Genomic DNA, 26,646 nt, shown 5'->3' with positions numbered 1-26,646 from the left:
GCCAGAGGACATTCGAACTGGACAGCCCAGAAGTTAACGATATCATTGTGCCACTATCAAGGATATGGCCGCATGACAACAGACGCTATCGCACCAGGAAGCGAAATCCTCAAGAAAACCCAGCGCGGGCTGAGCGCGAACCTTCTCCGTGCTATGCAGGTATCAGGCATCACCGAGACCGGCGAGCCAAAGAAGCTGACGCAGCAGCACCTCTCGAATGACTCAGGCATCGCGCGATCAACGATCAGCAAATACCTGACGCAACACACCGATGCCAATCCTGACCTCGAAACGCTCTGTAGACTGGCATCTGCGCTAAACATTTCTCCGGCGCTGCTCTTGATGAGTGAGGAGGACTGGCTGCAGTTAGCACGTGCGCTGCTTGAAGTCGGTCATGTTCGGAATAATGAGTCCATCCGCACCATGATTGAAGCACTGGGCAATGAGCAGAACAATCGCCCTTTGACAAGAGCGGCGACTGTTTTGCGTATGGCCAAGTACGTGGGGATTGAGAATCGCTCTGATTCGAACCTGGGAAGGAAGGTACAGCAAGGCATTCTTGCTACCGCTGCGATGCCAGCGCATCCCGATTTCGAGCAAGGCATCTACACGCATCTTTTACCGCTGTGCATCGTGATGGGTGCACGGATCATTGACCGGGTAGCAACCCATGAATCTTGATGAAATCTTGTCGACCTCCAGCATTGAGGCGATTCTGTCGGTCTCCGATGTTGAGGACATCAGCGCAGTTGTGAATTACCTCACCGACAATGGGGAAGGTCGCCTGGCCCTAGATGGTGACGTCTGCAAACGACTTGTGGCTGCCCGCGATGCAGGCCGCTACAAAGATGCTGATCACCAGCTAATCGCAAGAGAGATTCGTCTGTTCGGTGGTAACTCGCTGCTCAACTTGTTCCGCAAGGACGGAGTCGCGTATGACGAAATCGTCAACGATGTGGCTAAGCATCTTAAGGTCAACCATGCACACGATCCCGTTAACGTGGTGGAGCAGGAGATTCTTGGGAAAATTCTGTCTCGCGCATTCGAGCAAATGACTGACGCGGAACGCAAAGCTGTGTTGGATGAGTTGGGCGTCGCGAGCTATTCCACTGCAGGCCCAGCAGCGGCGATTGCCGCGATTTGTGCCGCAAAAGCCGGAGGCTTTGCGACTTACAAAATCGCAGCGATCGTAGCCAACGCCATAGCCAAGGCCATACTCGGTAAAGGACTTTCATTTGTAGCTACCGGCCAGCTCATGAGGAGCATCAGTGTTGCGATTGGGCCTATCGGGTGGGCGATAACTGCGTTGTGGACAGCTGCAGATCTGGCCAGTCCGGCCTATCGGGTAACGGTTCCATGTGTGGTGCAACTGGCATACATGCGTCAGAAGGCAATCATGTTGCGCACAGTGAAAACTTGCAGCCAATGTCAGCATCCAATTGCCCACACTGCACGCTTCTGTTCAGAATGCGGCAACGCTGCGGCTGCTTAATCACCAATGAAAGACATGAAATGGGGAGGTGCGCTCCCCATCTCTAGGAAAGGTAATGCTTGGGACAATTAAATTAAGAACCTACTGCCGTAGGGGTGACTCATTCGTTCTATGGTTGAGGAGGGCAGGCTTGTCCCCGTGCTCGAAAGCTACGTCCAAGATCATCGAGAATTCCCAATTCTCTGGCCATCCAGTCGACGGCCATTGCCCAAGATTCGAGCGTTTGTTGAGCTCATGACGAACGCCCTGTCGTCAGGGATGCTCTGACTCCTGCAGGCCTCGTCGTTTGCAAGCTCGCAAGCACAAAAGGTGCCCGCGAGCTCATCAACCTGGAGAAGGATGCTTGCATCCGTTTCTTGCCATTCTTGGATCGGCTTGCGCCGAATAGACCAGCTCCAATGCATCATCGTTTCGAGTACGGGGCACGCGATCTTGTAGTGCCTTGGGGGGAACTCCGTAAGCGACCAGTGAACACACCTACCGATCTCCCAAATTAAGGGCGATGGTGTCCGTCTATTTTTAAGCGGACGCGATAGCCCTTAAATGCGCCAACGAAGCTCTTACCTCAAGTCGTTTAAAGCCCAGGTTGTCCAGGAATGCCTGCAACCCGGCGCCTCCATTTCCAGCGTGGCCATCAGTCACGGCATCAATGCCAATGTGATCCGTAAGTGGCTGCCACTTTTTCGAGATCAACCACCCGCAACCCTGCCGGCGTTTGTTCCGGTAAAGGTCGCCCCAAAAAGACAGGTCGAGTCATCGGTGATCATCGAGCTGCCATTTGGCGAGCAAACTATCACGGTGAAATGGCCGTCTTCCGATCCCGAAGGATGTGTCCGTTTTGTCCGTGGACTTGCTTCGTGATCCGCATCGACGCAATTTGGCTGGCCACCGAACCGATGGATATGCGCTCCGGCACCGAGAAAGCCCTCGCGCGTGTCGTGTCTGTGTTCGGTGCGGCGCAGCCGCACTGCGCTTACCTCTTTGCCAATCGCCGAGGCAACCGCATGAAAGTGTTGGTGCACGACGGCTTGGGCGTTTGGCTGGCGGCACGCCGTCTACATCAAGGAAAATTCTCCTGGCCGAGTAATCGGCATGGTGACCAAATGGAGCTAAATACTGAGCAGCTCCATGCACTGGTGGTCGGTCTTCCCTGGCAATGGCTTGGGTCTGACGGAGCCATCCGTAACCATTAAGAGAAATGGATGACATACATCGATCAGCAGATCGGGCAGAGTCATCGCCATGATTCCTACTCCTCCTCTCGATCAGCTCGACACTGAACAACTGCGCAGCCTCGCTGCGCAGTTGCTCAACCGCGTTGAGCATCTAGATATGCAGCTGGCGAGCCTCGACAAAGAGGTGCTTCATCAGAAGACCCGCAACCAGCAACTCATTCACGAAATAGCCCAGCTCAAACGCCACCGCTTCGCCAAACGCTCCGAGTCGTTCAGCCCTAATCAGGCCAGCTTGCTCGACGACCTGATTGAGACCGACCTGGCCGCCATCGAAGCAGAGCTTGAAATCCTGGCACCCAAACCAGCGCAATCAGTAGCCCGCCAGCAACCCAAACGCACTGCGTTGCCTGCCGAGTTTCCTCGCACACTGATTCATCACGAGCCTGAAAACACTCAATGCCAATGCGGCTGCGCCCTCAAGCGCATCGGCGAAGACGTCAGCGAAAAGCTCGACTACACGCCAGGCGTGTTCAGCGTTGAACGGCATATTCGTGGCAAATGGGTCTGTGACAACTGCGAAACCTTGATTCAAGAGCCGGTGCCGGCGCAAGTTATCGACAAAGGCATCCCGACTGCCGGGCTGCTGGCTCAGGTGATGATCGCGAAATACGCCGATCATTTGCCGCTGTACCGCCAGGAGCAAATCTTCGGTCGAGCCGGTCTCGCAATTCCTCGATCAACACTGGCCAGTTGGGTCGGTGCTTGCGGCGTGCAATTACAGCCACTGGTCGATGCCCTGCGCCAAGTCGTGCTTGAGCACAACGTGGTGCATGTCGACGAAACGCCGGTGCAGATGCTCGCGCCGGGCGAGAAGAAAACCCACCGTGCTTATGTTTGGGGCTACGCCACGACCGCGTTCGCTGAGATCAGCGCGGTGGTGTACGACTTCAGCCCCGGTCGTTCTGGCGAATATGCCCGCAACTTTTTGGGCGACTGGAAAGGTAAGTTGGTCTGTGACGATTACAGTGGTTACAAAGCCAGCTTTGCACTTGGCGTCACTGAAATCGGCTGCATGACCCACGCCCGCCGTAAGTTCTACGACCTACACATCACCAATAAAAGCGTGCTTGCCGAGCAAGCATTGCGGTACATCGCGGCGTTATATGAAGTTGAACGCGAAGTTCGCGATTTGGAACCGGATGTCCGGCGACGAATACGTCAGGAAAAAGCAGCGCCCCTGATGGACGCGTTTCATGCCTGGATGATCGCCCAGCGCGAGCTTGTGCATGAAGGTTTGGGGATTACTAAAGCCTTGGATTACAGCCTAAAACGTTGGGCTGCGTTGAGCCATTATCTCAACGACGGCACGGTGCCGATAGACAACAACCATATCGAACAGCAAATTCGACCTTGGGCTCTTGGAAGAAAAAACTGGCTGTTCGCCGGTTCACTACGCAGTGGTCAACGCGCTGCTGCGCTAATGAGTTTGATCCAGTCGGCCAAGCTCAACGGCCACGATGCGTATGCTTATCTGAAGGACGTTCTTACTCGCCTGCTGACGCAGCGGGCGAGTGAGATTGGGGAGTTGTTGCCGCATCGATGGCAACCGGCTTAGTTGCGCAAGACGGGATGCCCGGACGCTTACGGAACTCCGGCCATTGGCACTGCTTGGCCAGAAAGTAGATGCCGAGGCGCCACGTTTGAAATGCTTCCATCACGGGGTCTAGGGTATCGAGCCGCGCGCGGACATCATTATTGATTGAGCGCTCCAGGCCTTGGTGGTCGGTTAGGAGCACAATCGGCGGGAACAACGGATACGGCACGATGGAATCCATAGCCGCTGTTTGAGCGGCTGTTGAAGGACAGCCTTTATCGTGGCGGTGGCCGTAAAACACGCTGAGGTCACTAGGCACGCAAGGTGGTCAGGTTAGCGGCTGCGGCTACCTGTTGGCGTTCTAATCATGGATGTAAATTGTAGACGCCGAGGGATACTGACGGATGCGGAATCAGATTTAGGCCGCTTGAGGCGCGGGGATCAATGGTGAATAGGCTTGGGGCTGACTTGAGCGCTGGTGCCGATCGTCGAGCAAAGCATAGGCATGATAGGACAGGACAACACTAAACTAGGGCAATCGTCGGCTCAGTTCAGTGAAGCTTCAGTTTCAACCGTAGATCTAGAGCGTTGGCCGAACTAGACGATGGGATTTCGGATGGGATCTCAAGCTGCTGAATTGTGGTTTTCAAACCGAGCGATCAGGGATGGCGGGCTGGTGAAGTTGAGGAGGTATTGGAGGGATGAAGCGCAACGGGTTGATTCGAGGGGTGTTTTTCGGGGGCTGGTGACATAAGACATCATCGCTACACGAAACATAATTTAACATAATATACATTATGCGAATATTGACATTAAGCCCACAGCCACGGCGTAGGTCAGATTTCAAGCCAGGAAATCGCGATCCTGGAATTTCCCCTCAATCCATCTCTACCAATCCACACCCACCACATGCGAACCTCTCAACACTTGCCTTGCATACATAATCATCACCGTTGCATATCCCAATCCTTTGGAACTAAAAGTGATCAGAACATTTGAACCACGTGACATGGATCGACTGCTGGAGATTTGGCTTAGTGCATCTATCAAGGCACATGATTTTATCGACGCGTCTTTTTGGCAATCCAATACTGAGTCGATGCGAGACGTTTATATTCCGGCCTCGGAGACTTTTGTCATTGAGGATTCATCAGGTGTCTTGGGGTTTTATTCTTTGCTGGGATCGGATAACCAATTGGCTGCTTTGTTTGTTGATCCCGCGCATCAAGGGAAAGGCTTTGGTAAGCAGTTACTCGATCATGCCAAGTGTCTTCGCAAGGCGTTGAGCCTTGCGGTTTACAAGGAAAACACGTCCAGTGTTGACTTCTACACGTCGCAAGGTTTCAAACGGGTCAAAGAGCAAATTGATGAGCAAACAGGCCACGCCGAATTTCTGATGTGCTACCCAGGTTGATCTTTGTGCTAGATTTGGCCTGTTGCTACAGGCCCTCGTACATGGAGAAAGCATTGTGTTTGCAGTAGGAATATCGATGTTAGCCGTGGGTTTAGGCACTGGAAACGCTGGTTTTTGGATACCGGGTTGTGTCTTGATGGCTGTAGGGCTGTCTCAAAAATCTAGCAGCAAATGAATAGCAGTGACCTGTTTAGTCACACACATATGTTTAGCCGGTGCATCTTCTAAGCACTCTTTGGGTATAACTCAACTAAACAGTCATTTAGTAGAGTTAAATAACTGCAACTTCTAGTCTTTCATTTCCCTTTATACGCCACCCGCCTTTGTTCGCGTTCTGCGGCAAATTGTTCGCTCATTCTTGCTTCCAGATCTTTACGCTCAACGTGTACGCCACAGTTTGGGCACACAGTCCCCAAACCAATGTCGTGCCCGCACTCGCGATGGGTAAAGCGTACGGCAATCTCTTCTTCTTCGCCCTTGGACCAAGTTTCTCCCCATGCACGCAGCGCGTAGATGACGGGATAAAACGCCCGGCCTTTTTCGGTGAGTCGATATTCATGGCGCAACGGTTTTTGGCTGTATGGGTGACGTTCGATCAGCCCGCCCGCTTCCATGGCTTTAAGGCGCGTCGCGAGCATTTGCGGTGTCGCTTTGGTCTGGATTTGTATTTCTTCGAAGCGAGTGGCGCCCATAAACAGTTCACGCAGGATCAGCAGGGTCCATCGGTCACCGACAATGTCTAACGACCGCGCTACCGGGCATACCGTATCGGCTATTTCTGCATCACGTTTCACGCTGTATCTCCTGATCTGACTATTAAATTCATAGTAACACGAGCAGTTTTGGCCGCGCACGTGCACTGCCCTCCTCTCATCTAGAGTCACTGTTAAGGATGGCCTTACGCAGGTGTGAATGTCTCTGGCAGCCCAACGGTTGTTGACGCTATGATTTTCATAGTGATAGATTTTGCTCACTGCATTCGATCTGTGAGCGATCACAAGGCATCAGACCACGGGGTCTTGGGTCGACTGTGAAACCGCAATTATCTTATGAGTGGAGAACGCCATGACTCATCCCGTCTACCGCGCAGAGCGCACTGGTTTGCTGCTGGTTGATCCGTATAACGACTTTCTATCGCACGGTGGCAAGTTGTTTCCGTTGCTCAAGGAAGTCGCTGATGAGGTTCATCTGCTGGACAATCTTCGCGCCACGGTCGCCGCCGCCCGAACTGCTGATGTCCAGGTGTTTTACGTGCCACACCGTCGCTGGCAGCCAGGTGATTACGACAACTGGGACCACCCCAACCCGACCCAACGCTTGGTGCAGCAACGCCACACATTTGCCAAAGGCACATGGGGCGGTGAATGGCACCCGGACTTCGTGCCGCAAGACGGCGACATCATCATTCAGGAGCACTGGGGCCAAAGCGGGTTCGCCAATACCGATCTGGATTTTCAGTTGAAGCAGCAAGGCATTACCCATGTGATCGTCATCGGCCTGCTTGCCAATACTTGCATCGAATCTACAAGCCGCTTTGCGATGGAGCTGGGTTATCACGTCACCCTCGTACGCGACGCCACGGCAGCGTTCAAAAAAGAAATGATGCATGCCGCCCATGAACTGAACGGCCCGACTTTCGCTCACGAAATCCTCAAAACAGCCGATGTGATCACTTCCCTGAACGCTGCCACCCGCGCCTGACGCCGTAGGAACTCACCATGAAACTCACAGGTCATTTGCTTATCGGTGCTCAGGAAGTATCTGCTACCGCCGGCACCATGAAAGCGCTGAATCCCGCGACGAGCACCGAGATAGAGCCTTCGTTCGCATTGGGTGGCCCAGCCGAAGTCGATCGTGCCGCGCAGTTGGCCGACGACGCGTTCGACAGTTTTAACAACTCCAGTCTGGCCGACCGAGCGGCGTTTTTAGAGCGTATCGCCGACGGACTTGAGGCGATCACCGCCGAACTTGCGCAACGCATTTCACTGGAAAGTGGCTTACCGGTCACACAACTTGAAGGTGAAACAGCCAAAGCGGCGACTCAGTTTCGTCAATTTGCAACGGTTGTCCGTCAAGGGCGATTCCGTCAGGCGGCCATTGATCCGGCGCAGCTCGAGCGTCTACCGCGTGCGCGGATGGATCATCGTTTACAAAAAATTGCCCTGGGGCCGGTGGCGATCTTCGGTGCGAGTAACTTTCCGATCTCCTATTCAGTGGCCGGCGGCGATACCGCTTCGGCGCTTGCGGCGGGCTGCCCTGTGATCCTGAAAGCGCACAACGCTCACCCCGGCGGATCGGAACTGATGGGCCGGGTCATTCAGCAAGCAGTTAAAGACGCTGGCCTGCACGAGGGCGTGTTTTCATTGGTTCGCGGCGGTGGTAATGAGATCGGCGAGGCGCTGGTTGATCATCCGCTGATCAAGGGCGTCACCTTCACCGGTTCGGAAGTGGGCGGCATGGCACTCTACCGCCGGGCACAACTGCGCCCGGATCCGATTCCGGTCTTCACTGAAATGACCAGCGTCAACCCGACCTTCATTTTGCCCGCAGCCCTCGCAGCCCGCGGTGGTGAGATCGGTGATGGTTTTGCGGAGCGGATGCTGGTCACTGTTGGCCAGGCCTGCCTCAAACCTGCCATTTTGCTGGCAGTCGACGGCCCCGGTTATTTAGAACTGAAGAACGCAATGATTGCTCGCGTCCAGGCCATGCAAGCGCGCACCATGCTCACCCCAGGCATCAACAGCGCGTATCGCAAGAATGTCGAGCGGCAGAGCAACGCGGGTGCGCAACTTATTGCGGCTGGCAGTGAAGCGCAACGCCCATGGGACGGCCAGTCGGTGCTTTTCGAAGTTGACGGTGCGCAGATGCTGGCTGATGCAACACTGGGGCAGGAAGTTTTCGGGCCTGCTGCGCTACTGGTGCGCGTCAGCGATACAGAGCAGCTGATCACATTGGCCAAACAGTTCCAGGGCCAATTGAGTGCGACGATGCAGATTGACCAAGCCGATCACGCCTTCGCCGCCCGCTTGTTACCTATTCTGGAACGTCGCACGGGCCGCATTGTGATCAACGCGTTCGCGCATCCCCAAGAAGTGTCCTATGCGTCGATTCACGGCGGGCCTTTTCCTGCAACGTCTGACAGTCGTTTTACCTCTGTGGGCATGACGGCAATCGAGCGTTTCCTGCGGCCGGTCTGCTACCAGGGCTTTCCGGACGACTTGCTGCCTGAGGCCTTGAAGCACAACAATCCGGCGGGTATCTGGCGCCTGACTGAAGGTGAACTGGCTAAAGCCTGAACTAAACCAGCCCCACGAACGCGGCATCGTGCCCGTTCGTGGGGACCCACAAGCAGCAAACAAACCCGCCATTCTCCTTCTATATCGCCCTCCTTCTCCCCTCGATTGTTACGCGCTCCACAACAGTGTTTCTCGTTCATGGCGACTGACAATTTGTCGCAGGCGCATTTTTTTTGATATTGTGTCGGTAATTAACCATTTAGTTCATAACCCATGTGCATCTGTCTGTTCCAGACGATGCGGCATCCGCCTGAGCTTCCTTCGTGGAAATCAGCGCTAGTGTTATGGGCTGGTTACCCTGAATTCCTTATCACTTTCATGCATCTATAGGGTCATGCGCCATGAATAAGTCTCAACCTGCGGCCACTGTCAGCCGTTGGCCAATCTGGATCGCCGCCTTGGGCGTGCTGGTCTTCGGCTTGCTGTTTATAGCGGGCGGCGGTTACCTCGCCACACTCGGCGGCAGCCTGTACTTCGTCCTTGCCGGTATCGGGATGCTCGTTGCTTCGGTGCTGATGTTTAAACGCCGTGTGGTCGGTGCCTGGCTGTTTGCAGCGGTGATGGTGGCATCGGTTATCTGGTCGGTGGCAGATGCCGGGCTGGTGTTCTGGCCACTGGTTTCACGGCTGTTTGCCCTGGCCGTATTGAGCCTGGTAGTGGCGTTGGCTTACCCGACGCTGCGCAAGGCCAATGGCTTGCAGGGTAACGGTGGCTATGCGCTGAGCGCTGCCCTTGCAGTGGCCATTGTTGTTGGTTTCTGGGGAATGTTTCAGCCCCACGCGTCGGTTGCACCTACAGGTGACGGCCCCGGCCTGACCAAGGTTGATCCAGCCAAAGCACAGAAAAACTGGGAACACTACGGTAACGATGAAGGTGGCAGCCGCTTTGCCGCACTGGATCAGATCAACCGCAGCAACGTATCCAAGCTGGTGCCAGCCTGGACTTACCACACCGGCGACATCGCGTTCAGCGATGGCAACGGCGCAGAAGACCAAATGACCCCGCTGCAAGTGGGCGACAAGGTGTTCATCTGCACCCCGCACAACAACATCATCGCGCTGGATGCCGACACCGGCAAAGAGCTGTGGAAGAATGAAATCAACGCCAAGTCGGCGGTCTGGCAGCGTTGCCGTGGTCTGGCTTACTTTGATGCCACCGCTGCCATCGCTGCCCCAACCGATGGCAGCACCCCTGCAGCTACCGTCAGTGTGGCGCCGGGTGCAGCTTGCCAGCGCCGTCTGTTGACCAACACCATCGACGCCCGCCTGATTGCTGTTGATGCCGACACCGGCAAGTTCTGCGAAGACTTCGGAACCCACGGCCAGGTTGACCTGAAAGCCGGCCTGGGCGATGTGCCTGACTCTTATTACCAGCTCTCGTCCGCGCCGTTGATGGCCGGTACGACCGTGGTGGTGGGCGGTCGTGTAGCCGACAACGTGCAGACCGACATGCCAGGCGGCGTGATTCGAGGCTTCGACGTGGTCACCGGCGCCATGCGCTGGGCTTTTGACCCGGGCAACCCGCAAGACAAACAGGCTCCTGCTGACGGCAAAACCTACGTTCGCAGCACGCCGAACAGCTGGGCGCCGATGTCTTATGACCCGTTGATGAACACTGTTTTCTTGCCGATGGGCAGTTCGTCCACCGACATTTATGGTGTCGAACGTACCTCACTGGATCACACCTATGGCGCCTCGATACTGGCACTGAACGCTACCACCGGTGATGAAAAGTGGGTGTATCAAACCGTCCACAATGACTTGTGGGACTTTGACCTGCCGATGCAGCCAAGCCTCATCGACTTCACCAAGGCCGACGGTTCTCAAGTGCCTGCGGTGGTAGTCGGCACCAAGGCCGGTCAGATCTATGTGCTGGATCGCCACACTGGTCAGCCGCTGACTGAAGTGAAAGAAGTTCCGGTCAAGGCCTCGAACATCCCGAACGAACCCTACTCCCCAACCCAGCCAAAATCGGTGGGCATGCCGCAGATCGGCGCGCAAACGCTGACTGAGTCGGACATGTGGGGCGCTACGCCGTTTGACCAGATGCTGTGCCGCATCGCCTTCAAGAAAATGCGCTACGACGGCCTGTACACCGCACCGGGTACTGACGTTTCGTTGAGTTTTCCAGGGTCGTTGGGCGGCATGAACTGGGGCAGCCTGTCGACTGACCCGGTGCACGGTTTCATCTTCGTCAATGACATGCGTCTGGGCTTGTGGAGCCAGATGGTGCCGCAGAAAAAAGACGCCAAGGCCTCTTCCGGTGGCGAAGCACTGAACACAGGCATGGGCGCTGTACCGCTTAAAGGTACGCCGTATGCCGTGAACAAAAACCGCTTCCTGTCCGTGGCCGGCATTCCATGCCAGGCGCCGCCTTTCGGCACGCTGACCGCCATCGATATGAAAACCCGGAAAATTGCCTGGCAAGTACCCGTGGGCACTGTTGAAGACACGGGCCCAATGGGCATCAAAATGAAGCTGCCATTGCCAATTGGCATGCCAACTCTGGGTGGCACCCTCTCCACCCAAGGCGGTCTGGTGTTTATTGCCGGCACCCAGGACTACTACCTGCGCGCCTTCAACTCGGCCAACGGTGAAGAAGCCTGGAAGGCCCGCTTGCCCGTTGGCAGCCAAGGTGGCCCGATGACCTTTGTTTCGCCGAAAACCGGCAAGCAATACGTGGTGATCACCGCCGGTGGTGCACGCCAGTCGCCTGATCGTGGTGATTACGTGATTGCTTACGCGTTGCCCGACAACCAGTAAGGTGCTGTAAATAAAAACCCGCCTGAACAGGCGGGTTTTTATTGTCCGGCTCCCAAGGGTTTCCCTCGTAGCAGTTGCCGAGCTCCGCGAGGCTACGTTCGATTACGAAGCAATCGTAAATCCATAACTCCGGATATAACTGAAGGCTTACGACGGTTGCGCCGCCTCACGCAGCCTCGTAAAACTCGGCAGCTGCTACAACCCTTCTTTCGTCAACAACACTCGCGTCACGCGGCGTTCTTCGACTTCAACCACGGTCAGGCTCCAGCCTTCCCACGTCAGTTTGTCGCCAACCACCGGCAACCGATCGAGCAAACTCATGACCATGCCGGCCAGTGTTTGATAGTCATCCGTAGGCCTTGCAGTAAAGCCGGTATGCCGACTGATCTGGCTCAGGTTCAAGGCGCCACTGACCAAATACCCGTCCCCTTGCGCCACGATATTCGGGCCTGCAATTTCGCTGGCGTCCGGCAGTTCACCGGCAATCGACTCTAGAATGTCGGTCATGGTCAGGATGCCGATAAAGTCACCAAACTCGTTGATCACAAACGCAATGTGGGTCGACTCTTTGCGCATCTGCTCCAGGGCGTTGAGGATGGTGAAGCTGTCCAGCAGGTTGATTGCCTTGCGCGCCATCGCCTCAAGGTCGGGTTTGTGACCGGCCAACAGTTCCTTTAACAGCTCTTTTTTGTGTACAAAACCCAATGGTTCATCGATGCGCCCTTCCCTGATCAAAGGCAATCGCGAGTACGAAGAATGCATCAGGGTGGTGCGGATCTGTTCCTCAGAGTCGGTCAGATCAATATGATCAATCTCGGCACGCGGGGTCATCACCGTGCGAATCGGGCGTTCTGCCAATTGCAGCACACCGCTGATCATGATCCGTTCACGTCGGTGGAAGACCTCTTCAGACTCCCCGCCTTCGAGCATGTCGGCAATTTCCTCACCCACTTCATCCTCGTTCAGCTTGCGACCGCCCAGCAGGCGCATCACCGCATGGGCCGTGCGCTCACGCATCGGCCGCAGGCCCTGCAAGCTGCGTTTGCGGCGCGAGCGAGCGATCTGGTTAAACAGCTCGATCAGGATCGAGAAACCGATGGCCGCATACAGATAGCCTTTAGGGATGTGGAAGCCCAAGCCTTCGGCCGTCAGGCTGAAGCCGATCATCATCAAAAAGCCCAGGCAGAGCATGATCACGGTTGGATGGCTGTTGACGAATTTGGTCAACGGCTTACTGGCAATGATCATCAGGCCGATGGAGATCACCACGGCAATCATCATGACCGACAAGTGTTCAACCATGCCCACTGCTGTAATCACGGCGTCGAGGGAGAACACTGCGTCCAGCACCACGATTTGCGCAACGATCGGCCAAAACAGGGCGTACACCGCATTCGACTTGCGCTCGGCAACGTGGCCTTCCAGTCGCTCATGCAACTCCATAGTCGCCTTGAACAACAGAAACAGGCCACCAAAGAGCATGATCAAATCGCGGCCAGAGAAGGACTTTTCAAACACTTCAAACAACGGCTCGGTCAGCGTGACCATCCACGAGATGCTGGCCAGCAGGCCCAAACGCATCAACAAGGCCAGCGTCAGGCCGATAACCCGCGCACGGTCGCGCTGCTCAGGTGGCAGCTTGTCCGCCAAAATGGCAATAAACACCAGGTTGTCGATGCCGAGCACTAACTCCAGCACGATCAATGTCAACAGGCCAAGCCAGGCCGTGGGATCTGCAATCCATTCCATAACGGTTATTCAGCCTCTCGAAACATCGGGGTCAACGAATGACGCGCACAAGCACGCGAAGCGACGGGCGTATTGCCCGTGCCCAATAAATTTGGGAAACACGCAGGAGATTCAAGAGTGGCGGCTAAGCGCAAAACGGATGCGGGGTGCAAGAAAAAACTGGGAGGCTCCAGGAGGGTGTTCATATAGGCCTTGATGAAATTCGGGAGGCAATCCTACAGCGACTCCCGCACCAGTCAGCGCATATTGTTATTACAAGATTTTACATCGCCTGCTGCTCCACCTTCGTATGCCACAGCAAGCGAGCCATGCGATGGGCGTTAACGATTATCCGGGCTGGATAATCGCAACGCTCATCATCGCCAGGCACGGTGCTAGCTCGAAGCCTTGGGGTGGGCGTGTTTTTTGGCGCCCACCAGCAACCACGCCAACATGCCGAACAGCGGCACAAAGATCACCACGGCCACCCACATGCACCGGCTGTTCACCGGTGCATTACTTCTCAGCACTCCGCGAATGGTCCATAGCTCCAGTAGCAGCAGAATGACGGCTAATACAGCCCAAAACGTAGGAATTTCCATACATCACCTCGCTAGTTATATAACTTTAGGCGGGCTGTAGGCGTGAGGGTTCATTAATTTTTCAAAATGCTTCGAGGGTCAGTGCGCATTACAGCGAAAAACGATCAGTGGCATTACGCCGCTCGTTGTCATCGCGCATGTCATAGCTGACGGTGGTGGCAATGTTGGCGTGGTGGGCGAGTTTCTGAGCGATCGAGACGTCATATTCCTCAATCACCCGTGTAATGAACGAGCGGCGAAAGTCATGGGGCATGATGTCCACGCCAACCTGTTTACCGCGCTGCTTGGCGATGTAGTAAATCGCATGCTTGGTGATGCGCTCACGGGTGATGTGGCTACCACGGCGAATCCGGTTGAACAAAAACGTGTCGTCGCTGACGCCTTCCGGCAGTTGCTCGCGGCGAAAATCGAGCCAGACCTGGAGCTTTTCGAAGGCCCAGGCCGGGGCAAACTTGATCAGTTCTTTGTTGCCTTTGCCCAAAACCTGCAAGCTGCGCTCGGCCATGTTGACCTGACGCAAATCCATGTTCACAGACTCGGATTTGCGCATGCCCGAGCCATACAAAATCGCAATGATTGCTGCATCCCTCAGCCCCTGTGGGCGCGGGTCCGCAGCGCAGACATCCATCAGCTCGCGGATCAAGGTGCGGCGCAGGTTACGGCCCTTGGTCAGGCGCGAACCACCGCCCGCCTTCACTGCGCGAATTTTGAGGAGCTGATCCTGAGTAATCAGGCTCTGCTGCCAGGCCTGATTCATCACGCCGCGAATCGCATTCACATACAAAGACGACGTATTGGGCGCATAACCATCGGTACGCAGCGCCGCCACCAGGGCCGTGATATGCCCCGGCTGCAGTTGATGCCAGGGGAATTCCTCAATCGCGACATCATCGACGCCCAAACGATCAGCCGCGTCCTGCAGCACATAGCGCATGGTCTGGCGACTGGACGCTGCCAACTGTTGCAGGTAAAGCGCAACAGGCGCTTGAAGAAGCTGTAATGCTGCGGGGTCTTTAATCGACACAACCACTCTCGGTACGGATTGAAACACGCCGTAATATAACCCAAACCTATAGATCCGACGCGTACTTATAGCCGCAGATTGACTCGCTGAAGGCGATGGTCTGCGATCTTTAATCATCAAGATCTAAAGATCGCGAGGCGAGCTCGCTCCTACACGGGACATGTGATGTGTTATTAATTTGTAACTGTCATATAACTGCCTTATTGAAACTTAAGTTTCAATGCACTCTTTCAAGTTGCTGAACACTCCCTGTACCGCCCGCACTTGCTGGTGTTTAACGTTGACTTGATATACCCGTCTCAGTAGATTGCATGGGCCGACTCAGTCGGCACTTTACTCACTCACAAAAGAAGCTAATGGACACAGTATCTAGTCGCTGCCCGGCCTGCGTGAAAACGCCTGACCGGGCGCCCAATTCAGACATTGACGGGACTCGCCTGCTGGGCGAGGTCAACTGCGCTAGAGCTTGACGCTCCAACGTAACGACCTCCCCGGCAGCCGTCCGGTTACGAGGTGTGTTATGACCTTTAAAGCCTTTGTTCTACCTGGCGTTCGCGCCTTTACCTCAAGCATGCGGGTTAAATTGGCCCGTGATCCAGGCACTGCGCGATCCGCCCGCACGCCCTTCTCATCCCCCGTTTTCGGCGCAAAACCTGCGCACCATCAGGTGCATTGGCGCGTCAGCCCTGCCACAGGTCAACTGGAGCAGCGCTGGAGCATGGCCGACCTTCAGGAGCCTCAGAGTCGCGCCTGGCGCTGACCACTGACAGGCTTTAAACCACTGTTGAATAACTGGAGTTCCCTATGGAAGAAGCCAGTAGCCACCCGCTGCGCAACTATTAAGTTAATTGTTGTAGCGGGCATTTAAAGCGCACTTAAACACTTATTAAAACCGATCGCGATATCTGCGACTCGGCATACTTTGGCTCGTCTTGAATACGGCAAGCCAAGGTATGTTTTGTCGAGCGTTGGCGACAGGAGTATGACCATGAGCGCGGTAAAAAATAGCAACGTTCGAGACAAGAACAACGCAGGCGAAAACAGCAAATTGTCGATGCGCGCTGCACGGGAAGCGCAAAACGGCCTGGCCGCCACCCTGGCCAATGTCCGGGCCACCACAGATGGCCTGACCCTGCTGGATGCAGCTGATCGCCTGGAACATGAAGGCTATAACGAAGTGGCTCACGACAAGCCGCCTCACGCGGTCGTGCAGTTCATGATGGCGCTTCACAACCCTTTCATTTATGTACTGCTGACCTTGGGGGTTATCAGCTTCTTTACCGATTACTGGCTGCCTTTGCGTGACGGTGAAGAAACCGACCTGACCAAAGTCATCATCATCGCCTTGATGGTGGGCCTGAGCAGTTTTCTGCGCTTCTGGCAGGAGCACCGCTCGGCCAAATCCGCAGAAGCCCTAAAAGCCATGGTGCGCACCACGGCGACGGTATTGCGCCGCGAACGCGTTGGCGCACCCGCCAAAGTGCTGGAAATCCCCATGCGTGAACTGGTGGCCGGCGACATCGTGCAACTGTCCGCAGGCGACATGATCCCCGCCGACATACGCCTGATCGAATCCCGCGATCTGTTTATCAGCCAGGCAGTGCTCACCGGTGAAGCCTTGCCCGTAGAGAAGTACGACACCCTGGGCAATGTCGCGCAAAAGTCGGCCTCCAACGCTGCGGCTGATCAAAGCAACCTGCTGGACCTGCCCAACATCTGCTTTATGGGCACCAACGTGGTCAGCGGTACGGCCCGTGCTGTGGTGGTTGCCACCGGCCCGCGGACTTACTTTGGTTCTTTGGCCAAGGCGATTGTCGGCTCGCGTTCACAAACTGCATTCGATCGCGGGGTTAACAGCGTCAGCTGGCTGCTGATTCGCTTCATGCTGGTGATGGTGCCGGTGGTGTTCTTCCTCAATGGCTTCTCCAAGGGCGATTGGGGCGACGCCTTCCTGTTTGCCCTGGCGGTGGCGGTCGGCCTGACCCCGGAAATGCTGCCGATGATCGTCAGTGCCAACCTGGCCAAGGGCGCCACCGCCATGGCCAAACGCAAAGTTGTGGTCAAACGCCTCAATGCCATCCAGAACCTCGGTTCGATGGACGTGTTGTGCACTGATAAAACCGGCACCCTGACCCAAGACCACATCATCCTCGAGCACCATGTCGGCCCTGATGGCCAACGCGATGAATCGGTACTGGCGCTGGCCTGGCTCAACAGCCATCACCAAAGCGGTATCCGCAACCTGATGGATCAGGCTGTGGTGCAGTTTTCCGAGCGCGATCCAAAGTTCAAGCTGCCTTTTGCCTACAGCAAGGTCGATGAGCTGCCGTTTGACTTCGAGCGTCGTCGCCTGTCGATTGTGGTCAAGGACAACCGTGGCGATCACCTGCTGGTGTGCAAAGGCGCCGTTGAAGAAATGCTCGGCATCTCGACCCACGTGATGGAAGACGGTGTGCGTGTAGCACTTGATCCCGCGCGCCGCGCTGAACTGCTGGCACGGGCCACTGAATACAACGAGGACGGCTTCCGGGTACTGGTGGTCGCCACCCGCGACATCCCCAAGGCTAACGCGCAGAAGCAGTACACCACCCAAGATGAGCGCGACCTGGTGATTCGCGGCTTCCTGACCTTCCTCGATCCACCGAAAGAAACTGCAGGCCCGGCCATCCGTGCCCTACAAGACATTGGCGTGGCAGTGAAGGTACTGACCGGCGATAACGCGGTGGTCACCAGCAAAATCTGCCGTCAAGTTGGCCTTGAGCCCGGAACCCCGCTATTGGGGCCGGAAATCGAAGCCATGAGCGACGCAACCCTCAAGCACGAAGTCGAGCAGCGCACGGTCTTTGCCAAGCTCACACCATTGCAGAAATCCCGGGTGCTCAAGGCGCTACAGGCCAATGGTCACACCGTAGGCTTCCTCGGTGACGGCATCAACGACGCCCCGGCGTTGCGTGATGCGGATGTGGGGATTTCCGTGGACAGCGGCACCGACATCGCCAAGGAATCGGCTGACATCATCCTCCTTGAAAAGAGCCTGATGGTGCTCGAAGAAGGCGTGCTCAAAGGTCGCGAAACCTTCGGCAACATCATGAAGTACCTGAACATGACCGCCAGCTCCAACTTCGGCAACGTGTTCTCGGTGCTGGTGGCCAGCGCTTTTATCCCGTTCCTGCCCATGCTGTCGATTCACCTGCTGCTGCAAAACCTGATGTACGACATCTCCCAACTGGCGCTGCCATGGGACCGGATGGACAAGGAATACCTGCAAAAGCCGCGTAAATGGGACGCCAAGAACATTGGCCGCTTCATGATCTGGATCGGGCCAACCTCGTCGATCTTCGACATCACCACCTTTGCCCTGATGTGGTACGTGTTCAAGGCCAACAATGTCGACGTGCAGACCTTGTTCCAGTCCGGCTGGTTCATCGAAGGGCTGCTCTCGCAAACCCTGGTGGTGCATATGCTGCGCACCCGCAAGATCCCGTTCTTCCAGAGCAACGCCGCATGGCCGGTCATGATGATGACCCTCATTGTCATCGCCCTGGGCATCTACGTGCCGTTCTCGCCGCTGGGCACTCTGGTGGGCCTGGAGCCGCTGCCATTGGCGTACTTCCCGTGGCTGGTCGCGACGCTGGTCAGCTACTGCTGCGTCGCACAACTGATGAAGACTATTTACATCCGCCGTTTCAAACAGTGGTACTGACGTAAAAAGCCGGGCTGACGCGGTTTCGCGTCAGCCCGGCCTTGTGTGTAGATGGCGTAAACATGAATGTTTGTTTTGTGGAGATTCCTCATGTCAGGAACCACTCTCTTGCTCAACCTGGCCGGTGCGATTGCACTGTTGCTGTGGGGCACTCATATGATTTCTACCGCGCTGCTGCGCGGTTTCGGCACCCAACTGCGCAACTGGATGGGGCGCAATCTGAATAACCGCTGGATGGCACTGCTGTCCGGCATTGGCATCACCGGCGTGCTGCAAAGCAGCACCGCCGTGAGCATGATGGCCACCTCTTTTACCGCCGCCGGCACCTTGAGCCTGGCGCCAGCGTTGGCCGTGATGCTGGGCGCCAACATTGGCTCAACCCTGGTGGTGCAACTGCTGAGCTTCGACACGTCGCTGGCCACACCGATCATGCTGCTGGCCGGTTTTATCGTGTATCGCCTGCGCGACGACTCACGCTACGAAAGCATCGGCTGCGCACTGATTGGATTGGGGCTGATGCTACTGGCCTTGGGCCTGCTCAGTGCAACCCTGAGCCACATGGAGGCCACCTCGGTGTTTCGTGCGGTCATGCAAAGCCTGGATGGCGACTTGATCATAGCTGTCGTGGCCGGGGTGTTGCTGACCTGGCTGTGCCATTCAAGCGTGGCCGTGGTGCTGTTGATTGCTTCCCTGGCCGGGGCCGGAATGATGGCCCCGGTCACCGCCATGGCCTTAGTGCTGGGTGCCAACGTCGGCGGCGCGTTGCCCTCGGTACTCAGTGCCGGCTCAACCGTGGCGCGTCGTCTGCCCGTGGGGAACTTGCTGATTCGCCTGCTGGGCACCGTGCTGTTGTTGCCGTGGCTGCCGCTGCTGGCCGACCAACTGGCCCAGACCAACTTCGGCCCTGCGCACTTGGTGGTGTACTTGCATGCGGCGTTCAACCTGGCGTTGGCGGTGCTGTGTATTGGTCTGATTGAGCCAATGGCCAACGGCCTGAGCCGCCTGTTCCCGCAACAAGAGCGGCCAGCAGACCCGGGCATGCCGCAATACCTGGACGAAGCCGGGCTGGAAGTGGCCAATATCGGGCTTTCCAATGCCGTGCGTGAAGCGTTACGGCTGGCGGACATGGCGTCGCTAATGCTCAATCAGGTGCTGCAACTGTTCGAAAAGCCCGATCAAGCGGCTTTCGACAAGGTGCGCCAGCTGGACCACTCCGTGGATATGTTAAGCGCGGCGATTCGCGCCTATCTGGCGGACATAGGCCAGGAAGGCTTGAGCGACGATGACGCCGATCGCGCCCAGGAAATCCTCATGTTCGTGATCAACCTGGAGCATGCGGGCGACATCCTCAGCAATCTGGCGCAACTGGCGATTCGCCGGGCCCGCCGTGGCGAACATTTCTCGACCTTTGAGATGCAGCACATCCAGGGCCTGCACTTGGCCTTGCTGGACAGCCTAAACCTGGCAATCACGGCTTTCTTGCGCGAAGACATAGCGGCGGCAAACAGGCTGGTGAGCCACAAAGAAATCGTGCGCCAGCTCGAAGCCCGCGCCAGCCGCGAGCACTTTCGTAAACTGCAAAACGACAAAACCGCCTGGGCCGAGTCAGGCGATATCTTCCAACGTGTACTGCGCGACTACCGCCGCGTACACCACCACATCGCCGCGCTGGGCTATCCAGTGCTCGAACGCAATACCCCAGACACCCTTAACCTGTAGGAGCGAGCTCGCCTCGCGATCTTTTAATCTTCTGAAAAGATCGCAAGGCAAGCTTTACAGCGTTGCCCGCAGTTTAAGTGGATCCACCAGCCCCGCTGCTATCGCCATGCCCACCAAGTCAGGCAAGTGCTCGGCCTGCATGCGCTTCATCACGCGGGCGCGATACAGGTCGATGGTTTTTACACTCACTGCCAATTGCTCAGCGATTTCACGGGTGGTGTAGCCCTTGACCAGCGGCAACAACACATCGCGCTCGCGGGGTGTCAGGCTGAGCAAGCGGGCCTCTAGCTCCGTTAACTCCTGACTGGCACTTTGCCGCGCATTACCGCTGCTCAAGGCCTGTTGCACACTGTCGAGCAGCAACTGCTGGTTGTAGGGTTTCTCGATAAAATCATGGGCGCCCGCCTTGAACGCACGAACCACAATAGGCACATCGGCGTGGCCACTGACAAAAATCACAGGCAGGGTTAACCCGCGTTCCTGTAACGCTTGCTGCACATTCAGGCCACCCATGGCGGGCATGCGGATATCCAGTACTACACAGGCGTTAAGGGCCGGATCCACGGCGTGCAAAAAAGCCTGACCACTGGTGAAGGGCACTGCATTCAGGCCGACCGACTCCAATAACCAGACGGTTGAATCGAGCATGCCCTGATCGTCATCGACGAGGTAGACCACGTGGTGCTGCGGGGTTGTCATGGCTTAATTGCTCTCTTCTTGTTGTGGGGTGACGGCCATCAGTGGCAGGCGGCAGCACATGCGCAGCCCGTGGGGTTGCGGCTCGGCGTCAAGCTCGCCGCCCAGGCCCTCAATGATACTGCGGCTCATCGATAAACCCAGCCCCAGCCCTTCGGCCTTGCTGGTATAAAACGGGGTGAACAGTTGCTCAAATTGCTCGGCCGTGACGCCTGGGCCCTGATCCTCGACGCTGATGCTTAACCCGCCCGCCCGCACTACCTGCACGCTTATACGGATGCGTGAAGGCTGCCCCGGCTGCTGCTCGCAATTGGCGTCTATGGCATTGCGCAACAGGTTGAGCAACACCTGTTCCAGCAACACCCGGTCGGCATACACAAGCGGCAGAATGGCCGGTAACTCCTGTTCAATTGTCACTTGTCGCTCACGGGCTTCCCACGCGCACAGGTTGACCGCTTGGCGCACCACTTCACTGACGTCCAGCGCTTGTAACGTGCGCCGCCCCTTGCGTAAAAAACCGCGCAAACGCTTGATCACTTGCGAGGCATGGCCGGCATGCAGGGTAATTCGTTCCAACCCTTGAGCGACACGGGATGCAGCCTCGGGGGTGGTGCCCAGGTTTTGCAGATAACGCTGGCTGGCATTCGCATAATTCATCACTGCGGCCAGCGGCTGGTTGATTTCGTGGGCAATGCCGGATGCCAGCTCCCCCAGGGTCACCAGCCGGGCGGTATGGGCCAGTTCGTCCTGATGATGACGCTGCTGGGCTTCACGCAGTTCGCGCTCGCGCATGTCACGGGCCACCAGTGAGAAAAACCGTTCACCCGAGGTGGCGCGATGGGCCAGCAGCAATAAAGACACCGGCACCGAGGGTTCGCCATTCAACGGCTGCAGACGGGCCTCACTGCTCCACAAGCCGTGTTCTTCAGCACTGCGCCAGCCCACAGACTGCAGTTGCGCCAGATCGCCAGCGCTTAAAAAATCCGCCAGCGAAATAACACTTTTCCCACACGATAAACCGAGAATTCGCTTGGCCGCCGGGTTGAGATAAGACACCCCGCCCGCCGGATCAATAAACAACACCGGGTCAGGATTAACCTCGACCACCTCAGCCAGGCGCCGCTTGTTTTCTTCTGCCTGAATGCGCGCGGTGATGTCTCGCGACACGCTGACCACCTCAACCACAACGCCGGTATAGGTTTCGCGAATCGCCCGGCTGGCGGTTTCAAACCACAGGTAATGCCCGGCCTGATGGCGAATCCGGTAGGTCATGGTGTGGTAACCATCGAGCTCAAGTGCATCACGGGCCTGACGCAACACTTGGGCCAGATCATGCGGGTGAAACAAACGCTGGGCCCGGCTGCCGCGCAATTGCTCGGGCCAGTAGCCGAGCAACGTCCAGGACGCTGGCGAGGCATCGAGAAAACGCCCGTCCGGGGTATGCCGTGAGATAAGGTCGGTGGTGTTCTCGGTAATCAGCCGGTACAGGCGCCGGGCCTTGGCGGCTTCACGCCCGGCCAGCAGTTCGGCACTCGCTTCCCGGCCACGGGCCACGACACATTGGCTTTCAGGTACCGGTATCAGTGTCCACAGCCACAGGTGTTCGGCAAACTCCGCCTGCACCTGCTCAATCGCCCGTTCTTGTTGCAAACAGGCGCGAACCAGCTCGTCGATATTGCCCGGCAGCAACGGGCGCACGGCTGCCAGCGGTTTGCCTGCCAGCAGCCGTGACAGTGCCGGATTGACCGCCAACGGCGCGCCAGCGGCGTCAAGGACTACTGAAGGTTGCGGGTCATTGGTGAGCAGCGAAACAGGCATGGGGCATCCGTGGGTTAAGTCGCGTTTCAATATAGAACAAATACTATATTGCTTAGGTATTACTTCCATATCAAACACAAACTGAGCTATAACTCAGACCGGACATAAAACTGACCCTCTCGACAGCATGAGAGCGGGCAGCCATTAGAGCTAACAATCAGCCACCGGAATGACCATCATGTCGATTTTTGAGCAGGGCCTTGAGCCTACTGCCGTCAACCATATTGCCCTGTCGCCTCTGAGTTTTATCGAGCGCACCGCCAGCGTCTACCCCGACTACCCCGCCGTTATCCACGGTTCCATTCGCCGCACTTGGGCGCAAACCTACAGCCGTTGCCGTCGTTTGGCCTGCGCGCTGGCCGGGCGCGGGATCGGTAAGAACGATACCGTCGCCGTGATGTTGCCCAATATTCCGGCCATGCTCGAAGTGCATTTTGCCGTGCCCATGGTCGGTGCCGTGCTCAATGCCCTGAATGTGCGCCTCGACGCCGAAGCCATCGCCTTCATGCTTGCCCATGGCGAGGCCAAGGTACTGGTTGCCGACCGCGAATTCCATGAAGTGATCCACGCGGCGGTGGCCATGCTTGATCATCCGCCGTTGATCATCGACGTGGATGACCCCGAGTACGGTGAAGGCCAGCCAGTCAGCGCGCTGGATTACGAAGCGGTACTTGCCGAGGGTGACCCGGACTACGACTGGCAATGGCCCGCAGATGAATGGCAAGCCATTGCGCTCAACTACACCTCAGGCACCACCGGCAACCCCAAAGGTGTGGTCTATCACCACCGGGGCGCTTATCTCAACTCCTTGGGCAACCAAATGGTCTGGGCCATCGGCAATCACCCGGTGTACCTGTGGACCCTGCCGATGTTCCACTGCAACGGCTGGTGCTACCCCTGGATCATCACCGCGCTGGCCGGGGTGCATGTGTTCTTGCGCCGGGTCGACCCGCAAAAAATCCTTACCTTGATTCGTGAACACCAGGTCACCCACCTGTGCGGCGCACCGATTGTGCTCAATGCACTGGTGAACATGCCGGATTCAGCCAAGGCAGCTATTGATCACCCGGTGAACGCCATGGTCGCAGGCGCGGCACCTCCGGCCAAAGTGATTGGGGCCGTGGAAGAAATGGGCATCAAAGTCACCCACGTGTATGGCCTGACCGAGGTCTATGGCCCGGTGACCATCTGTGCCTGGCATGACAAATGGGACGAACACACCCTGGCCGAGCGCGCCCAGATCAAATCTCGCCAGGGCGTGCGCTACCCCACGCTGGAAGGCGTGATGGTGGCCGACCCGAAAACCCTGAAGCCGACCCCGCGTGACGGCGAATCCATGGGCGAGATATTCATGCGCGGCAACACGGTGATGAAGGGTTACCTGAAAAACCCCAGCGCCAGCGCAGAGGCGTTTGAAGGCGGCTGGTTCCACACCGGTGACCTGGCCGTGTGCCACCCGGACGGTTATGTGGAAATCCGCGACCGCCTCAAAGACATCATCATCTCCGGTGGCGAAAACATCTCCACCATCGAAGTTGAAGGGGTCTTGTATCGTCATCCAGGCGTCATGGAAGCGGCCGTGGTGGCGCGCCCAGATGAAAAATGGGGCGAAACCCCTTGCGCGTTCATCACCCTGAAGGCCGACCACCAGCAGGTGCGTGAAGCCGACATCATCACCTTTTGCCGCGAGCATCTGGCCGGGTTCAAAGTCCCGCGTACCGTGGTCTTCACCCTTCTGCCCAAGACCTCCACCGGCAAAGTCCAGAAATACGTACTGCGTGACATGGCCAAAGCCTTGTAACCCTCCATTTGTGTAAATGTTTGACGAGGTTTTGTGATGCCTGAATTCAATGCCCCGCTGCGTGACATGCGCTTTGTGCTGCACGAAGTATTTCAAGCGCCAGCACTTTGGGCGCGCCTGCCCGCTCTGGCCGAGCACGTTGATGCCGACACTGCTGATGCGATCTTGCAAGAAGCGGCCAAAGTCACCAGCCAATTGATCGCCCCTCTTAACCGCAGTGGCGACGAAGAAGGTGCGCAATGGCACGCGGGCAAGGTCAGCACGCCACAAGGGTTCAAGGCGGCCTATGACACCTATATTGAGGGTGGCTGGGTCGGCCTGTCAGGCAACCCGGACTTTGGCGGGCTGGGCATGCCCAAGATGCTCGCCGTGCAATTTGAAGAAATGCTCTACGCCGCCAACTCCAGTTTTGCCCTGTATTCGGCGCTGACAACCGGCGCCTGCCTGGCCATTGACGCTCACGCCAGCACGACGCTTAAAGAAACGTACCTGCCGCCGATGTATGAAGGTCGCTGGGCAGGCTCGATGTGCCTCACCGAAGCCCATTCCGGCACCGATCTGGGGCTTATCCGCACCCGTGCCGAACCCCGGGCCGACGGCAGCTTCAGCCTCAGTGGCAGCAAGATTTTCATCACCGGTGGCGATCAGGACCTGACCGAGAACATTGTCCATCTGGTCCTCGCCAAACTGCCGGACGCGCCGGCCGGGCCGCGTGGTATTTCGCTGTTCCTGGTGCCCAAGGTGCTGGTCAATGCCGACGGCATGCTGGCTCACGCCAATGCCGTGAGCTGCGGTTCTATCGAACACAAAATGGGCATCAAGGCGTCTGCGACCTGCGTGATCAACTTTGACGGCGCCAAAGGCTGGTTGATCGGCGAAGCCAACAAGGGCCTGGCGGCCATGTTCACGATGATGAACTACGAGCGCCTGTCCATCGGTATTCAGGGCATCGGTTGTGCCGAAACCTCATACCAAAACGCCCGTACCTACGCTCGCGAACGCCTGCAAAGCCGGGCGCCGACCGGTGCAGTAGCGCCCGAGAAAATGGCCGACCCGATCATTGTTCACCCTGATGTACGGCGCATGCTGCTGAGCATGAAGGCCATGACCGAAGGCGGTCGCGCGTTTGCCAGCTATGTCGGCCAGCAACTGGACCTGAGCAAGTACTCAACCGATGCGCAAGAGCAGCAGAACGCCGCAGCGCTGGTGGCTTTACTGACGCCGGTGGCCAAGGCCTTTTTCACTGACACAGGGCTCGACAGCTGTGTGCTGGGCCAGCAAGTGTTCGGGGGCCACGGTTACATACGTGAATGGGGGCAAGAACAATTGGTGCGCGATGTCCGCATCGCGCAAATTTACGAAGGCACTAATGGTATTCAGGCGCTGGACTTGCTGGGCCGTAAGGTCATTGCCAATGGCGGCGTAGCGCTGCGTTTGTTTACCGCGCAGATCCGCGAGTTTGCCGCTCAACCGGGCAAGCCTTACCAGCACGAACTCTTACAAGCGGTGCAACGGCTCGAAGACTTGAGCGACTGGCTGCAAGCGCAGGCCAAGCTCAACCCCAATGAAATCGGCGCAGCTTCGGTTGAGTATCTGCAGGTCTTTGGCTATGTGGCATACGCCTGGTTGTGGGCACGCATGGCAGATGTTGCCCAGGGTTCCCTTGAGGCGGATCCGGCGTTCTATACGGCGAAACTGGCCACGGCGAGGTTCTATTTCAAGCGGCTTTTGCCACGCATCGACAGTCTGGAACAGTCGATACGCGCGGGCAGCGAATCTTTATATGAGCTGGACGCTGCGAGCTTTTAAGAGGCCCACTTTA

The 26,646-nt window shown here is 56.9% G+C and carries 19 protein-coding genes; 13 read left to right on the top strand and 6 right to left on the bottom strand.

The window, feature by feature from the left end:
- Positions 1 to 72 precede the first annotated feature (72 nt).
- The 6 genes from GHO25_RS02785 (at position 73) to GHO25_RS02760 (ending at position 5,675) form a co-directional block, all read left to right on the top strand.
- On the top strand, positions 73 to 681 hold the full coding sequence (locus tag GHO25_RS02785; protein ID WP_153389846.1) for a helix-turn-helix domain-containing protein: 609 nt from the start codon (positions 73 to 75) through the stop codon (positions 679 to 681).
- Positions 671 to 1,492, top strand: coding sequence for a ubiquinol-cytochrome C chaperone family protein (locus GHO25_RS02780; protein ID WP_153389845.1), 822 nt, complete (start codon positions 671 to 673; stop codon positions 1,490 to 1,492). Before GHO25_RS02785 ends, GHO25_RS02780 begins: the two co-directional genes overlap by 11 nt.
- Before the next feature lie 543 nt (positions 1,493 to 2,035).
- The gene (locus GHO25_RS02775; protein WP_153389844.1) at positions 2,036 to 2,353 is read left to right on the top strand and encodes a transposase; all 318 of its coding nucleotides are present in this window, start codon (positions 2,036 to 2,038) and stop codon (positions 2,351 to 2,353) included.
- Positions 2,350 to 2,685 carry an IS66 family insertion sequence element accessory protein TnpB gene (gene tnpB, locus GHO25_RS02770; protein ID WP_135288348.1) on the top strand — a complete coding sequence of 112 codons (336 nt, stop codon included), beginning with the start codon at positions 2,350 to 2,352 and terminating at the stop codon, positions 2,683 to 2,685. The genes GHO25_RS02775 and tnpB overlap by 4 nt, the downstream gene beginning before the upstream one ends.
- A gap of 49 nt (positions 2,686 to 2,734) precedes the next feature.
- Positions 2,735 to 4,282, top strand: a complete 1,548-nt coding sequence (locus GHO25_RS02765; RefSeq protein ID WP_153389842.1) for an IS66 family transposase — start codon at positions 2,735 to 2,737, stop codon at positions 4,280 to 4,282.
- A 961-nt stretch (positions 4,283 to 5,243) separates the two neighbouring features.
- Positions 5,244 to 5,675, top strand: coding sequence for an N-acetyltransferase (locus GHO25_RS02760; protein ID WP_178109956.1), 432 nt, complete (start codon positions 5,244 to 5,246; stop codon positions 5,673 to 5,675).
- Between the two features lie 296 nt (positions 5,676 to 5,971).
- On the opposite strand, the gene GHO25_RS02755 is transcribed toward GHO25_RS02760, so the two are convergent.
- Entirely contained in the window at positions 5,972 to 6,469 is a 498-nt protein-coding gene (locus GHO25_RS02755; protein ID WP_178109955.1) for a helix-turn-helix domain-containing protein, read from the bottom strand.
- A gap of 271 nt (positions 6,470 to 6,740) precedes the next feature.
- Between GHO25_RS02755 and GHO25_RS02750 the strand changes: the two genes are divergently transcribed.
- From GHO25_RS02750 to GHO25_RS02740, 3 genes are all read left to right on the top strand, one after another.
- Entirely contained in the window at positions 6,741 to 7,376 is a 636-nt protein-coding gene (locus GHO25_RS02750; protein ID WP_153389840.1) for an isochorismatase family cysteine hydrolase, read from the top strand.
- A gap of 17 nt (positions 7,377 to 7,393) precedes the next feature.
- A complete protein-coding gene (locus tag GHO25_RS02745; RefSeq protein ID WP_153389839.1) occupies positions 7,394 to 8,971 on the top strand; it encodes an aldehyde dehydrogenase (NADP(+)) in 1,578 nt (525 codons plus the stop codon).
- Between the two features lie 341 nt (positions 8,972 to 9,312).
- Entirely contained in the window at positions 9,313 to 11,733 is a 2,421-nt protein-coding gene (locus GHO25_RS02740; RefSeq protein WP_153389838.1) for a glucose/quinate/shikimate family membrane-bound PQQ-dependent dehydrogenase, read from the top strand.
- 195 nt (positions 11,734 to 11,928) lie between these two features.
- Here GHO25_RS02740 and GHO25_RS02735 read toward each other — a convergent pair whose 3' ends face one another.
- The 3 genes from GHO25_RS02735 to xerC form a co-directional block, all read right to left on the bottom strand.
- The gene (locus GHO25_RS02735; RefSeq protein WP_153389837.1) at positions 11,929 to 13,482 is read right to left on the bottom strand and encodes a TerC family protein; all 1,554 of its coding nucleotides are present in this window, start codon (positions 13,480 to 13,482) and stop codon (positions 11,929 to 11,931) included.
- A gap of 374 nt (positions 13,483 to 13,856) precedes the next feature.
- Positions 13,857 to 14,063 (bottom strand): PLD nuclease N-terminal domain-containing protein, encoded by a 207-nt coding sequence (locus GHO25_RS02730; protein ID WP_048371663.1) that lies wholly within the window; start codon positions 14,061 to 14,063, stop codon positions 13,857 to 13,859.
- 88 nt (positions 14,064 to 14,151) lie between these two features.
- On the bottom strand, positions 14,152 to 14,997 hold the full coding sequence (xerC, locus tag GHO25_RS02725; RefSeq protein WP_048371915.1) for a tyrosine recombinase XerC: 846 nt from the start codon (positions 14,995 to 14,997) through the stop codon (positions 14,152 to 14,154).
- A gap of 1,078 nt (positions 14,998 to 16,075) precedes the next feature.
- Here xerC and mgtA point away from each other — a divergent pair.
- Together mgtA and GHO25_RS02715 are read left to right on the top strand one after the other, a co-directional pair.
- Complete coding sequence (gene mgtA, locus GHO25_RS02720; RefSeq protein ID WP_153389836.1) at positions 16,076 to 18,790, top strand: magnesium-translocating P-type ATPase; 2,715 nt, start codon at positions 16,076 to 16,078, stop codon at positions 18,788 to 18,790.
- A 90-nt stretch (positions 18,791 to 18,880) separates the two neighbouring features.
- Positions 18,881 to 20,509 (top strand): Na/Pi cotransporter family protein, encoded by a 1,629-nt coding sequence (locus GHO25_RS02715; RefSeq protein ID WP_153389835.1) that lies wholly within the window; start codon positions 18,881 to 18,883, stop codon positions 20,507 to 20,509.
- Positions 20,510 to 20,563: 54 nt separating this feature from the next.
- Here the strand turns inward: GHO25_RS02715 and GHO25_RS02710 are convergent, their stop codons facing one another.
- Together GHO25_RS02710 and GHO25_RS02705 are read right to left on the bottom strand one after the other, a co-directional pair.
- The gene (locus GHO25_RS02710) at positions 20,564 to 21,208 is read right to left on the bottom strand and encodes a response regulator transcription factor (RefSeq protein ID WP_153389834.1); all 645 of its coding nucleotides are present in this window, start codon (positions 21,206 to 21,208) and stop codon (positions 20,564 to 20,566) included.
- A gap of 3 nt (positions 21,209 to 21,211) precedes the next feature.
- Positions 21,212 to 23,023, bottom strand: coding sequence for a PAS domain S-box protein (locus GHO25_RS02705; RefSeq protein WP_153389833.1), 1,812 nt, complete (start codon positions 23,021 to 23,023; stop codon positions 21,212 to 21,214).
- A 178-nt stretch (positions 23,024 to 23,201) separates the two neighbouring features.
- Between GHO25_RS02705 and GHO25_RS02700 the strand changes: the two genes are divergently transcribed.
- Both GHO25_RS02700 and GHO25_RS02695 read left to right on the top strand, forming a co-directional pair.
- Positions 23,202 to 24,824 (top strand): acyl-CoA synthetase, encoded by a 1,623-nt coding sequence (locus GHO25_RS02700; RefSeq protein WP_153389832.1) that lies wholly within the window; start codon positions 23,202 to 23,204, stop codon positions 24,822 to 24,824.
- A 36-nt stretch (positions 24,825 to 24,860) separates the two neighbouring features.
- Entirely contained in the window at positions 24,861 to 26,633 is a 1,773-nt protein-coding gene (locus tag GHO25_RS02695; protein WP_153389831.1) for an acyl-CoA dehydrogenase C-terminal domain-containing protein, read from the top strand.
- Positions 26,634 to 26,646 lie beyond the last annotated feature (13 nt).

Origin of the sequence: Pseudomonas sp. FSL R10-1350 (genome assembly GCF_009600525.1) — a bacterium.
Lineage (GTDB): Bacteria > Pseudomonadota > Gammaproteobacteria > Pseudomonadales > Pseudomonadaceae > Aquipseudomonas > Aquipseudomonas helleri.
The sequence above is the reverse complement of the archived record's forward strand: the minus strand, read 5'-3'. Positions and strand labels throughout refer to the sequence as shown.